The organism is Clostridium sp. BNL1100 (assembly GCF_000244875.1).
GTDB lineage: Bacteria > Bacillota > Clostridia > Acetivibrionales > DSM-1351 > Ruminiclostridium.
Genome location: NC_016791.1, coordinates 2873641 through 2887781, shown reverse-complemented (window position 1 = coordinate 2887781; position 14141 = coordinate 2873641). Strand labels below are relative to the sequence as shown.

Genomic DNA, 14141 nt, shown 5'->3' with positions numbered 1-14141 from the left:
TAGAAAAATGATAGCCTAAAAAAGCGGATATATTCTCAGAATAAAATTATCATTTCTACAATCCTTGCCTTTGAAGTATTCAACTTTTCCTAAAACACTTTTAATTAAAATATTTTTATCTTCAATGTTTCTTAGCGTATGGTATATCTTCATAATTTTTGTAAGACCACTTTGAACCTCTGCATTGTCGGGTTTTTGACTAAGTGTTTTTTTATGTAGATTGACTATGTTAGAAATAGATTGTCGGAGTTCATTAATTCTGGTATTAACGGAAATAAGTCTTTGATTAAAATCCTCTATGGAATAAACACCTTTTTCCAAAAGATTATAAACATTTTCTTTTTGCAGATAAGCTTCCTTCAGCTGCTTTTCAAGCATAGCAGCACTTTTCCTCAAAGCAGCCTGACTGCTGTTTTTCTTTTGTAGTTCTCCAGATAATTCAAAAGTATATTCATTCAGGTATTCATTAAGGCTTGACAGCACACAGTCCTCTATATAATCAAACTTACTGCTTTTATTACCGCATTTGTTAATACATACAAGATGTGGCTCTGAATTAAGGTATGGCCTATACCTCATTTTAGCTCCGCAAACTCCGCAAACAATTATTCCAGCTAAAGTATTTTGAAGACCGGATGATTGCTTTGTGTGAGTTTTACTGTTATTTTTCATAATGCTTTGTGCCTTTTGATAAATACTTTCTGAAATCAGTGCAGGATGTTTTCCTTCTGCAAGAATCCAATCCTGCCTTGGTTGGGTCTTTTTGCTCTTTTTTTTGGTCAGACGATTGCTTGTTGTTTTTCTCCAGGCTATTTTTCCCGTATAAACAGGATTTTTTAAAATAGCTGTTACCGCCTGACAAGTCCAGTTATTATTTTTATTGGTTTTAAGTCCCATACTATTGAGTCTTTGTGCAATAATTTGACTGCCTGCCGATTCATTTACATACCAGTTGAATATACACTTCAATACTTCCGACTGCTGAACATGAGGTTCCAAAGTACGTCCCAATTTTTCCTGCTTTATGATGTAACCAAATGGAGGGTAGGGAGAATTGTAGTTGCCGCTGTTTACCGAATGAATAATCCCCCGCTGAAGGCGCTTGTTAATCATTTTGTATTCCTTGCGGCTCATGAATGCTTCAAATTCACTATATTCTTCGTCAAACTCATTTGAAAGGTCATATTCCTTGTCTGGAGTTATAATTTTTGTATTTGTATTTTTAAAGGCTTTAAGAATAATCCCTTGTTCTTCCATATCTCCGCGACCAAGCCTTTGTAGATCCATTACCAGTACAGCATCGTACGCTCCGGCTTCAACGTCCTTTAGAAGCTCAAGCATGGCAGGTCTGTAAAGAAGACTTTCGCCTGTAACGAGCTCCTCAGATATATTTACAATACAAAGGTCTTTCTTTCTGGCAAAACTCAACAAATCTTCTCTATGCTTTGAAAGTGTTTCACCTTTTCCAAGTTCCTTTTCCATTCTCTCGTCTTCTCTTGATTTTCTTAGATATATGCAGGTTTTTACCATTTAAAAACTCCATTGAAGTAATATATATTAAAATTTTATGCAAAAAGAGTTCTTATTAAAACGTGAAAAATGTATACGGGACAGACCATGTAAAATAGACTTGTAGTAAGGAGGAGTATTTATGTCGGATAAAGTAATAATTACACCAGATATTACTCCTGAAGAAAGGTTAAAAAGACTTAACAATGTTGGAGATGTTTTATCCCGTATAACAGGGCACCAATGTAAATATGTGGATACGGAAGAATTATTAACAATAAAACCAATGAAAAAAGTAAAAAGTCACAAAACAGGACTAGAATTCCACCTGCCATAAGGAACAGTATTACACGGATATATCCATGATATAAGGTACAACGAGCGATACATTAGAGACATATCGAAAAAAATAAGAGCCAATCTCAGGTTCAAAATAGAGCAGGGTGAATACATAGGCAATGCACCATTCGGGTACGTGAAATCGGTAAATGAAAAAAATAAGCTGGTAATAGACAGCAGAAATGCACCTGTCGTAAAGGAAATATTCAGCTTATACAGGAAGGGTTACGGATATGCTGCCATAGCAAATATGCTCAACCAAAAAGGATATCCGTCGCCCTCATCAAAAAATTCTGAAATACCTATAACGCCATGGAATCAGGTTGCAGTTCAGAGAATCTTATGTAACCGGGTATATATCGGAGACACGGTTCAAGGCGTGAGTGAAAAAATAAGTTTTAAAAACAAAAAAACCAGAAGACTGCCCTTTGACAAATGGATAATAACAACCAACACACACCAACCCATAATATCCAATGAAGAATTTGATGAAGTTCAGAAATTGAGAGCTAAAAAAAGGTCAAATCAGGGATATAACCGCAATGTAACACATCTCCTGAGTAACCTTGTCTATTGTGGCAAATGTGGTAAGGCAATGTATGTCCGGGTTAGAAAAGATAGGCCGGTGGGTTATATATGCAGCTCCTATTCCAAAAAAGGTTGTGAAGCATGCTCAAGCCATTATGTTACAGAAGAGAGCATTATTGATATAGTAACGAAAGAACTGCTGGAACTCCTGTCAAATAACGAACTGATTAATAACCTGAATATAAATTATAACAGTGAATTTGTAGAGAAGGAACGTCTTTTGCACAGTATAAAAAGGTTTGAGCAGCAGATAATCCAAAAACAAAAGCAGCAGGATATCCTTTATAATGATAGGCTTGAAGGAAGAATTTCTGAACAGCTGTTTTTTAGGATGAACCAAAACCTTGAGACCCGTATTTCAACAATAAGGCAGGAAGTAGAGAAGTTAAAGGAAGAAGAAACAAAGCAGCTGGATAAAGAACAGCTTATTAAAAATTTTGTTACCAGAATAAAAACACAGGGGATTACCAGAAACATAATTGAATTAATGGTTAATAAAATAACAGTATTTGAAAGCAAAGATGTGCTCCCTGAAACAGATGCAACCTTGGAAGATACAGAAAACGGCTGCATAGTAATCGAATATAACTACAATAACTGGAAACAGCAGACAGATAGAAAATAGTAAGTATAAAAAAATAAGGAAGTGTCGCAAAACAAAAAGTTTCACTGTTTTAACATCGGTACTCCCGTATAAAATTATATCAATGATTGCTTCCAAGATATTTGCAAGAGTTTATAGCGGCTCATCTTAGGATATTTTACCGATAAACAAATGCAAATATCTTTAACCAAGCTTCCATTGATACAATTTATACTCTGAGTGTTAGGTTCAAAAGGTAAAAATTGGTTTTGCGAAAACCCTTATTGTTATTTAATTACAGACTTCCTTTAATAAACAAATCCATTAATTTGTAACCATCCTCTACGAATACACCGGATTTTTTTACTTCAAACTCATCGTAGCTATTAGCCGGTGATTGAATTTCATCGGTGCTGTCATAAATAATAAACGGAACCGGTTCGGAGGTGTGAGTACGTAAACTGAGAGGAGTAGGATGGTCGGGTAGTACCAATACACGGTAATCAAACTTACTTATACCTTCAAGTATAGGTTTTACAATCTGTGAATCCAACAACTCTATGGCCTTGACCTTGTTTTTGATTTCATGTCTGTGGCCACATTCGTCAGGTGCTTCAACATGTACGTAAACAAAATCTTTCCCGTTTTCAAGGGCCTGAATTGCAGCATTAGCCTTACCGATAAAATTTGTATCAATATTACCTGTGGCACCTTCCACATCAATGGAATCAAGTCCCGCACAGATTCCGATACCTTTAAGTAAATCCACCGCAGATATCATTGCTCCGGTTTTGTGGTATTTTTCCTGGAAAGAGGACAAAGCCGGTTTCTTACCCTCGCCCCAGAGCCATATAGAGTTTGCAGTTCTTAGTCCACGTGCTTTTCTTGCCTGATTCACAGGATGGTCTTTTAGAATTTCATAACTCTTCTTCATTAAATCAAGCAACAGCCCGGACTCTTCCTTTGGAAGATAATCTGTTATCTTTTTGTCGGAAATATCATGGGGAGGAGTACATCCAAGGTCTGTTCTGCCGTTGCTCCAAACCATGCAATGCCTGTAGCTTATTCCGGGATGAAAATTAATGTTCTCGGTTTTAAGAGCATCATTTACAGCCTCTATCAGAACTTTAGATTCAGCTGTTGAAATTTCATCTGAACTGTAATCAATCATTGTTTTATCCGAATACTCGGGTTCATCTTCTGAAAGATGAACAAGATTGCATCTAAGGGCAACATCAGTAGGCAATAATTCTAACCCCATGCTTACAGCCTCTAGAGGTGAACGACCTGTATAATATACTTTTGGGTTATAGCCCATTACAGACAGGTTGGCAGCATCACTGCCGGGGGCAATACCTTCAGGAACAGTACGAACAAGTCCTACGGTACCCTTTGAAGCCAGCATATCAATTGTCGTTTTTTTTGCATATTGCAAAGGGGTTTTGTTATCAAGTTCAGGCATGGGATAATCGGCCATACCGTCACCAAGAATCACAACATATTTCATACTATCAAATCCTTTACTTAATATTATTTATGCATTGGTCCCCAAAGCAGCTTTTAGTTTATCAATACCAATACTGATTCTTTTGAGTGTTTCTTCTTTTCCGATTATATCCGCAATTTCAATAGCTCCGCCCGGTGTAACAGCCTTTCCGGACACAGCTGTTCTTATAGGCCAAAGCATTAAGCTGTTTTTGATTCCAAGAGCTTCTATGTGTGCAAAAATCTTTTCGTGAATACTGTCAGCATTCCAATCGCTTATACCTTCCAGAATCGGATAGGCAGCAGTTAAATTCTCCAAGGAGTTTTCAAGGGTTGTTTTACTCTTCTTATGAACATACATCTGAACATCGTAATCCGGTAATTGGTCAAGAAAATCAATGGTTTCCGGAATAGTTGTTAAAACCTCTGTTCTTATTTGAAGGAGTTTGCTGAGCTTCAGTGTGTCAATATTTTTATTGGTTATTGCTATCTCATAAAAGGGAAGAGCAAGCTTGTGGAATTGTTCTACAGGCATTTTTCTGATATACTCACCATTCATCCATGTCAGCTTGTTAATATCAAAAATTGCAGGAGCTTTACTGATACCTGAAATTTCAAAAACTTCTTCAAGTTCCTTTAAAGAGTAAATCTCCTGGTTTGTACTTGGACTCCAACCCAGCAATACAACATAGTTTACAATAGCTTCAACCAGATAGCCCATTGAAACCAAATCTTCAAATGAGGGGTCTCCTGCCCTTTTACTGAGCTTCTGTCCGGAAGCCTTGAGAATAAGAGGAACATGCACGTAAGTTGGAATGTCCCATCCAAAAGCTTCATACAGAAGGTTATATTTAGGAGTAGAAGAAAGGTATTCGTTACCCCTGACAACATGTGAAATTTCCATCTGATGGTCATCAATTACATTTGCAAAGTTGTAGGTAGGAAGTCCGTCAGTTTTAATAAGAATCTGATCATCAAGTTCGCTGTTGTCAACGGTAATTGTGCCGTAAACCGCATCTTCAAAGCTTGTAGTACCTGTATCCGGCATTTTTTGTCTTATAACATAAGGTACGTTGTTTCTAAGATTTTCTTCAATCTCTTCTTTGGAAAGCGTCAGGCAGCAGCGGTCATATCTGTGACCATGACCTTCGGCATCCTGTTTTTCCTTTAATTCTGCAAGCCTTTCCTTTGTACAGAAGCAATAGTATGCACCGCCAAGTTCAACAAGCTTTTTAGCATAATCAAGGTACATGCCTCTTCTTTCGCTTTGAACATAAGGGCCATAATTACCGCCAACATCCGGGCCTTCATCGTGGTTTATTCCGGCAAGCTTGAGGGTTTTGTATATAACGTCTACAGCTCCTTCGACAAAACGTTCCTGATCGGTATCTTCTATTCTTAAAATGAATTTACCATTGTATTTTCTTGCAATAAGATATTCATAAAGTGCAGTCCTCAAATTTCCTATATGCATATAGCCTGTAGGACTAGGTGCAAATCTGGTTCTTACATTTTGCATAAAAAATCTCCTTTCAACTGAAATTTATATAATTTTGAGAAAACATATTAAAAAACCTTTCGTCCATATGTAGGACGAAAGGTAATCTTCCGCTATAATATTATATTATTTTAAATAAATGTGTGTCAAGGTGAATTATCTATCTAAGCATGTCAAGCAAACCTTTGAATCCCTTTTCTTTAAAATTAATCATTTCCTTCAAATCAGAAGTTTCGTCCTGAACCATGGAATTTAGAAGCTTCTGTCCTAATATATCCACAGGTGCCACTTCATCAGTAAATATATGACTGGAATCAGTAACCTCCTCCAGATTTTCAATTACAAACTGGAAAACGTCCTTTAATGGGTTGGAGGTATTCATATTGCCAATATTGTCAAATAAATTATTCACCATATTTGTATCATTGGATGCAAACAGCAATTCATTTGTACTTGTTTTCAATTCACAAGTATAAACCTTTTCAAAAACACTCTTGACAGTCTGGCTTAAATACTGGTTTATAGGATTATCACCTTTTGCCTTCATGTTAATGTTGAGAATAATTACACCTCCGGGCTTCAAATGCTCAGAAACTTTTGAAAAAAACTCCTTTGTGGCCATGTGGAACGGGATTGTTATGTCATGATACGCATCAATCATTATTACGTCGTACATACCGCAATTTTCATCAGAAAGAAAGGTTCTGCCGTCAGTCTCATAAATGGTTGCTTCATCATCCTTCAAGTCAAAATACTTTTTGGATAAATCAACAATCTTAGGGTCAATCTCAACGGCATCTGTCTTAATATTCGGATAATATATTCTTGATTGTTTTGCATAAGTACCGGTACCATTTCCAAGTACCAAAAGGTCCGTTTTGTCATCGCTTCTAAAATCCTTTATGAATTGCGGAGCTGCCAGTGCAAAATCATAGTACATACCTGACAGCTTGTTGTCCTTTTTGTATACCGACTGAACACCAAAAGCTACATTAGTTGAAAGGTATACGGAGTCCTTGTCTTCCGTTACCTGTAAATAATTGTACACAGATTCGTCTTCAACAACACAATCCCTCCAGAAAGCATATGAATTAGAGAGAGGCATAAAGAGCAAAGCGAAAATTATTATAAATGTCAAAGAAGTCTTAACACTTTTAACTTTATTCATAATAAAATATGCAAGGCAGATAACGTTTAAAACAAGTGCAAAAATAAGAAAGGTTTTGCTTGTACCCACAGTAGGTATTGTAACAAAAGTAGGTAAAAACGTCCCGATAATACTTCCTATAGTATTCATGGCGTATATCTTCCCGGTAGTTTTACCTGTATTTTCAATATCGGTAACACCCAGCTTCACCAGATAAGGAGAAACCATTCCAAGTCCAATTAAAGGAACAGAGAACAGAACCAGACAGGAGATTGCCGAACCTGTAATAAGCAGGTTCTGAGGAAGAAACATAAAAAGCAGGCCAATTATACCTACAACGATATATTTGCCTACAAAAGGAATTATGGCAATCCATATAGCGGCTGCCCATATAATAAGATAAAGCCTGTTCATGCTATTATGCTTGTCGGCAGACCTTCCGCCCAAAACGTTTCCTACACTCAGGGATATCATAATCAATCCGATAATAACTGTCCATATAATCTGGGAAGTCCCGAAATAGGGTGCAAGAAGCTTGGAAACACTTAGTTCTACTGCCATTACAGACATTCCGCAAAAGAACGATGTGGAATATAATAGTAGCTTTTTTTTCATTGGTTATTAACCTTACCTTTCGTAATGGTATCTGCTGTAAATTGGGCACAATAAACATGTGCTTTTTCTATATAAGTTTATAACAGTTTTAACGGTTTTGAAATACAAAATTTAATAACAAATTTTTTCTTGTATACAATGAACAAGTTGTATATAATAAAAGTGGTGCAAATACTTGTTTTCAGGTATTATAACCAGGTAATAATAATAAATTTTTACTAAATCTTTAATAATATAATTATGTCAAAGTGCAATATGAACTTTGTTGAATTGAATTGCCTTATCTACAAGACATTCAGTTTGATAATTTTAATTGGGTCCATATGAAATGGCCTTATTAGTATTGCGTAACAACGAAAGGGGACTTTTGAAACATGAACTTTTTAGAGCAGATTGTAAGCAGAGCAAAAAAAGATATCAAAACAATAGTACTTCCTGAAAGCAATGATATCAGAACTTTGAAGGCTGCTGCAATGATTCAGGAACAAGGTATTGCCAATATCGTACTTGTGGGTAACAAGGATGATATTAAAGAACTGGGTGGTGACCTGGATATATCAAAGGCAAAAATTGTTGATCCTGCAAACTTTGAAAGATTTGATGAGTATGTAAATACCCTGTATGAACTTAGGAAGGCAAAGGGAATGACTCCTGAAGAGGCAAGGAAAATATTATCTGAAAATCCTTTGTACTTCGGAATTATGATGGTAAAAATGGGCGAGGCTGACGGAATGGTCGCAGGAGCAATTAATTCAACTGCAAACACATTAAGGCCGGCTCTTCAAATATTAAAGACAGCACCTGGGGCAAAACTGGTATCAGCATTCTTCGTAATGGTTGTTCCTGACTGTGAATACGGCGAAAATGGAGTATTCATTTACGGAGACAGCGGACTTGTGGAAAACCCAAATGCAGAAGAGCTTTCAGAAATCGCAATAGCTTCTTCAAAATCATTCAAGAGCCTTGTACAGGCTGAACCGGTTGTTGCAATGCTCTCATATTCAACATACGGCAGCGCAAAGAGTGTACTTACAGAAAAGGTTATTGAAGCTACAAAACTTGCAAAGGAAAAAGCTCCTGACCTTCAGCTTGATGGAGAATTGCAGGCGGATGCTGCTATCGTTCCTTCCGTTGGAGCATCAAAAGCACCGGGAAGCAGTGTTGCAGGAAAGGCCAATGTATTAATATTCCCTGACCTTAACTGTGGTAATATATCCTATAAGCTTACACAAAGACTTGCAAAGGCAGAAGCCTATGGCCCTATTATTCAAGGTATAGCAAAACCTGTTAATGATCTTTCAAGAGGATGCAGTGCGGAGGATATAGTAGGTGTTGTTGCGATAACTTGTGTACAGGCACAAAATTCTTAATATAAAAAAATACGTTTAACTATTATTAGGGGAGATGAACTAACGATGAAGGTATTAGTTATCAATGCAGGGAGTTCTTCATTAAAATATCAATTAATCGATATGACAAATGAAACAGTTCTTGCAAAGGGGTTATGTGACAGAATAGGGATTGACAATTCCTTTATAAAGCAAACAAGGGGTTCTGAAGAGGCGGTTGTTTTAAACAAGGAATTAAAGAACCACAAAGATGCGATAGAGGCAGTTATTAGTGCACTTACAGACAATAAGATCGGCGTTATAAAAAACATGTCCGAAATATCAGCGGTAGGACACAGAATAGTACACGGCGGAGAAAAATTCAACAGTTCAGTAGTTATAGATGAAAAGGTTATGGCAGCGGTAAGAGAGTGTATAGACATAGCTCCCCTTCACAATCCTCCGAATATAATAGGTATAGAGGCTTGTCAGCAGATTATGCCGAATATACCGATGGTAGCTGTATTTGATACTACTTTCCACAGCTCCATGCCTGATTATGCATACCTTTATGCATTGCCATATGAACTCTATGAAAAATATGGTATAAGGAAATACGGTTTCCATGGAACATCACACAAGTATGTTGCAGAAAGAGCTGCTGAAATGCTTGATAAGCCATTAAGCGAATTAAAGTTAATTACATGTCATCTTGGAAACGGTTCAAGTATTTGTGCAGTAAACAAGGGTAAGTCAGTTGATACATCAATGGGCTTTACACCTCTGCAGGGACTTGCAATGGGTACAAGAAGCGGTACAATTGACCCTGAAGTAGTTACATTCCTTATGGAAAAGGAAAACCTGGATGTTAAGGGTGTAAGCAATCTCTTAAATAAAAAGTCAGGTGTTCTGGGTATATCAGGTGTAAGCAGTGACTTCAGAGATTTACATGCTGCAGCTGATTCAGGAAACAGCAGAGCCGAGCTTGCAATTCAAATTTTCAGTTATGGTGTTAAGAAATTCATCGGAGAATATATTGCAGTTATGAACGGTGTTGATGCAATCATATTTACAGCTGGTGTAGGTGAAAATAATTCCGTAGTAAGAAATATGATTGTCAGCGATATGGATTTCTTCGGTATTAAAATAGATGAAGAAAAAAACAAGCTCAGAGGACAGGAAATTGATATTTCTACTGCAGGTGCTACTGTAAGAACTCTAGTAATTCCAACTAATGAAGAGCTTGCAATTGCAAAAGAAACAGTGAGATTTATAAAGTAATTTTCGATATAATATATATGTCAAAACAGGGCAACAATAGTGATGTAATTAATAATATAATTTTACCGAAATTGAATTATTGACAAAAGCTGCATTAGTTAGTATAATATCAGTTGTCGGTTTTTAAGAGGTTACTTATGAGAGTAAATGTGTCTGATATTATTAAAACTGAAGGAGCAGGGATAGATATCAATTTTGTTGATGATCTGCCTGAAATACGGGAGTATGATACTTCAGTAGAGTTTAAACCTTCTTTTAAGTTTACAGGGCGCATAGTTAATTTAGGTGGCCTGTTAAAGTTAAGTGGTGAGCTTCATTATGAGTTTAGTGCAAACTGCCTCAGGTGTCTGAAGCATTTAGACATGACTGAAGATATTGAGGTCGAAGAAAGCTTTGTCGAGGTTTCAAAATCCGATGATGTTGATGCATATACATTTGAAGGTAATGTTGTTGACATTGATAAGCCACTTATGGACAACATTATTCTTGCAATGCCCATGAAAATTGTATGCAGTGAAGACTGCAAAGGGTTATGCAGGACTTGTGGAACCAATTTAAATATTAAAAGTTGCAAGTGTGATGAGCGAGAGATAGTAGACCCAAGGATGGAAATACTTAAAGATTATTTCAAGTAGGTTTCTACTTTGATGGTTGCATTATAGTAGGGAGGTGTTATTGATGGCAAATCCAAAGCGTAGATGGTCCAAGGCAAGAACAGGTAAGAGAAGATCCCAGTGGAAGCTGGCATCACCAACTCTAGTAAGCTGCCCACAGTGTCATGTTTTCAAGCTGCCTCACAGGGTATGTGGTGAATGTGGATATTATGATGGCAAACAGGTAGTTAAAGTAGAAGCTAAATAATAATATGTCATTAAAGCAGCAGGATGATATCTTGCTGCTTTTTGATTTTTACAAAAAATTATTGATTATTTTTTTAGCAGATGCAAATGATAGTATAGAGCGAAAAATATTCGCTTGTTTATGAAAAATTAGTAGGATGGTGTTATAGCTTGCACAACAAAATTAAAATATGTATGGTTCAGTCCGAGAGCATAGCAGAAGAAGCCGGGGTTGAGGCAGGAGATTTCCTGTTGTCCATAAACAAGCAGAATATAAAGGATATCTTTGATTATAGGTATTATCAGGCTTCTGAGGAATTGCTGTTGGAGATTGAAAAACCTGACGGTGAGATATGGGAGATAGAAGTCGAAAAGGATGAAATTGAAGATTTAGGCCTGGAATTTGAGGATTCACTTATTGATGGAGCTAAGAGCTGCACCAACAAGTGTATTTTCTGTTTTATTGACCAGCTTCCCAAGGGAATGAGAGAAACAGTATACTTTAAAGACGATGATTCAAGACTTTCTTTCCTTACCGGAAATTATGTTACACTAACTAATATAAAAAATGAAGAACTTGAGAGAATTATTCATTATAGAATGTCACCTATAAATGTTTCTGTTCATACGACTAACCCTGATTTAAGAAAATTCATGCTTGGAAACAGGTTTGCCGGTGATGTTATGGATAAAATAAGAATGTTAACAGATAACGGTATTGAAGTTAACTGTCAGATTGTTTTATGTAGGGATATCAATGACCACCACGAATTGGATAAAACTATTGATGATTTGTGTCAGCTTTATCCTTCTATAAACAGTGTTTCAATTGTACCGGTGGGTATAAGCAGACATAGGGAAAACCTGTTTGAATTAAAGCCATTTGATATGGAAAGCAGTGCGAATGTTATAAATCAGGTACATAAATGGCAGAATAAACTATTGCAAGAGAGAGGCTCCAGAGTTATATATCTGTCCGACGAGTTTTATATTAATGCAGGTATAGATATTCCAAAATACAAGGAATATGAGGGCTTTCCGCAGATTGAAAACGGTGTTGGAATGGTGGCATTGCTCAGGCAAGAAGTGAAGGAAGCCCTTAAAAATAAGAAAAAGCATATAATGTCTACCCAACGAAAGGTAAGTCTGGTAACAGGTAGACTTGTATATAAAAATATATTACAATTGGTAGATGAAATAAAAAATGTATATAGTGGTTTGGAAGTCAATGTTTATGATATAGAAAATGATTTTTTTGGCCCTTATGTAACTGTTACGGGATTGCTTACGGGGCAGGATATTGTAAAGCAGCTGAAAGGCCGTGATCTAGGGCAGGAATTGTTAATAAGCAGGAATATGCTGCGAGCCGGAGAACATGTCTTCCTCGACGATTATACTGTTGAACGTATTGAAGTTGAGCTTGACATCCCCATCCGAATAGTGGATAGCTCGGGTAGTGATTTTGTAAATGCATTGATTGGAAATTAGATATTTTATATAAATATAATAAAGTTAGTTGTTAATTTTACGTGGAGGTGTAGTATTTGGGTAAACCTGTTGTAGCAGTTGTTGGCAGACCGAATGTTGGTAAGTCTACTTTTTTTAATTATCTGGCAGGCAGCAGAATTTCTATTGTTGAAGATACTCCTGGTGTAACAAGAGATAGGATATACACTGAGATAGAGTGGAGAAACACAAAGTTTACATTAATAGATACGGGAGGAATTGAGCCTTATTCCGAGGATATCATTATGCAGCAAATGAAGCGTCAGGCTGAAATTGCCATTGAAACGGCAGACGTTATTATTTTTATGGTTGATGCAAAGGATGGTATGACAGCTACCGACAAGGAAGTTGCAACCATGCTGAGAAAATCCCAGAAGCCTGTTGTGTTATGTGTAAACAAGGTTGACAGGGTCGGTGACCCGCCTCCTGATGTATATGAATTTTATAACCTGGGTATGGGCGATATGCAGATAATTTCATCTGTACATGGCCTTGGTATGGGTGATCTTCTTGATGCAGTTTTTGAGCATTTTCCCGAAGATATGGATGCTGAAGAGGATGAGGATGTTATAAAGGTAGCCGTTGTCGGAAAGCCTAATGCAGGAAAATCTTCATTAATAAATTCAATTCTCGGTGAAAACAGGGTTATTGTAAGTAATATTCCGGGTACTACCAGAGACGCTATCGATACTCATGTGGAAAAGGATGGACAGAAGTACACTTTTATTGATACAGCCGGAATAAGAAAAAGAAGTAAAATTAACGAAACCATTGAAAAATACAGTACAATCAGGTCTTGGACTGCCATTGAACGTGCAGATGTATGCCTTATTATGATTGATGCCGAAGACGGTGTAACAGAGCAGGATACAAAGATTGCGGGTTATGCACATCAGCAGGGAAAAGCCTCAATTATAGTTATTAATAAATGGGATTTAATTGAAAAGCAGACAGGTACACTAGAGGAATACAGGAAAGTAGTACATGAGAAATTGGGATTTATGACCTATGCACCGGTTCTCTTTATATCTGCTAAAACCGGACAAAGGGTCAATAAAATTTATGAGCTTATCAAATTTGTTGCCGATCAGGCAGCCTTCCGTATTTCTACAGGAATGTTGAACGATCTTATAAACGAAGCAGTTGCTATGGTTCAGCCTCCTTCAGATAAGGGTAAAAGACTGAAAATATACTATATGACTCAGGCGGGCATAAAGCCACCGTCATTTGTTGTATTTGTTAATGATTTGGAATTGTTCCATTATTCCTATGAGCGTTATTTGGAAAATCAGCTGAGGAAAAATTTCGGCTTTGAAGGAACTCCCATAAGATTTATCCATAGGCAGCGTGAAAAGGAAGATTAGTCTAAGCAATTGTAGAGAGATTAGGGATTTATTTCTTTAAATGATTTTTAGCCGATTAG

Annotated in this window: 12 protein-coding genes; 8 read left to right on the top strand and 4 right to left on the bottom strand. The window is 36.8% G+C overall.

The genetic code is table 11. From position 1 onward, the window contains the following. Positions 1-15 precede the first annotated feature (15 nt). The gene (locus tag CLO1100_RS12295) at positions 16-1530 is read right to left on the bottom strand and encodes a recombinase family protein (RefSeq protein WP_014314075.1); all 1515 of its coding nucleotides are present in this window, start codon (positions 1528-1530) and stop codon (positions 16-18) included. A 121-nt stretch (positions 1531-1651) separates the two neighbouring features. On the opposite strand from CLO1100_RS12295, the gene CLO1100_RS12290 reads away from it, so the two are divergent. Both CLO1100_RS12290 and CLO1100_RS12285 read left to right on the top strand, forming a co-directional pair. Next, complete coding sequence (locus CLO1100_RS12290; protein WP_014314074.1) at positions 1652-1846, top strand: hypothetical protein; 195 nt, start codon at positions 1652-1654, stop codon at positions 1844-1846. Positions 1847-1984: 138 nt separating this feature from the next. Continuing rightward, positions 1985-3061, top strand: a complete 1077-nt coding sequence (locus CLO1100_RS12285; protein ID WP_242836563.1) for a recombinase family protein — start codon at positions 1985-1987, stop codon at positions 3059-3061. A gap of 253 nt (positions 3062-3314) precedes the next feature. Here CLO1100_RS12285 and CLO1100_RS12280 read toward each other — a convergent pair whose 3' ends face one another. The 3 genes from CLO1100_RS12280 to CLO1100_RS12270 form a co-directional block, all read right to left on the bottom strand. Then, positions 3315-4526 carry a cofactor-independent phosphoglycerate mutase gene (locus CLO1100_RS12280; protein ID WP_014314073.1) on the bottom strand — a complete coding sequence of 404 codons (1212 nt, stop codon included), beginning with the start codon at positions 4524-4526 and terminating at the stop codon, positions 3315-3317. A gap of 27 nt (positions 4527-4553) precedes the next feature. After that, the gene (gene gltX, locus CLO1100_RS12275; protein ID WP_014314072.1) at positions 4554-6023 is read right to left on the bottom strand and encodes a glutamate--tRNA ligase; all 1470 of its coding nucleotides are present in this window, start codon (positions 6021-6023) and stop codon (positions 4554-4556) included. Between the two features lie 139 nt (positions 6024-6162). Next, positions 6163-7710 carry a fused MFS/spermidine synthase gene (locus tag CLO1100_RS12270; RefSeq protein ID WP_242836561.1) on the bottom strand — a complete coding sequence of 516 codons (1548 nt, stop codon included), beginning with the start codon at positions 7708-7710 and terminating at the stop codon, positions 6163-6165. Positions 7711-8138: 428 nt separating this feature from the next. On the opposite strand from CLO1100_RS12270, the gene pta reads away from it, so the two are divergent. From pta to der, 6 genes are all read left to right on the top strand, one after another. Then, a complete protein-coding gene (gene pta, locus CLO1100_RS12265; RefSeq protein WP_014314070.1) occupies positions 8139-9134 on the top strand; it encodes a phosphate acetyltransferase in 996 nt (331 codons plus the stop codon). Between the two features lie 45 nt (positions 9135-9179). Beyond that, a complete protein-coding gene (locus tag CLO1100_RS12260) occupies positions 9180-10373 on the top strand; it encodes an acetate kinase (RefSeq protein WP_014314069.1) in 1194 nt (397 codons plus the stop codon). Positions 10374-10510: 137 nt separating this feature from the next. Beyond that, positions 10511-11008, top strand: coding sequence for a DUF177 domain-containing protein (locus CLO1100_RS12255; protein ID WP_014314068.1), 498 nt, complete (start codon positions 10511-10513; stop codon positions 11006-11008). Positions 11009-11051: 43 nt separating this feature from the next. Next, entirely contained in the window at positions 11052-11234 is a 183-nt protein-coding gene (gene rpmF / locus CLO1100_RS12250; protein ID WP_004622625.1) for a 50S ribosomal protein L32, read from the top strand. A gap of 149 nt (positions 11235-11383) precedes the next feature. Further along, positions 11384-12700 carry a DUF512 domain-containing protein gene (locus CLO1100_RS12245; protein WP_014314067.1) on the top strand — a complete coding sequence of 439 codons (1317 nt, stop codon included), beginning with the start codon at positions 11384-11386 and terminating at the stop codon, positions 12698-12700. A 56-nt stretch (positions 12701-12756) separates the two neighbouring features. Continuing rightward, positions 12757-14082, top strand: coding sequence for a ribosome biogenesis GTPase Der (der, locus tag CLO1100_RS12240; protein ID WP_014314066.1), 1326 nt, complete (start codon positions 12757-12759; stop codon positions 14080-14082). Positions 14083-14141: the final 59 nt, after the last annotated feature.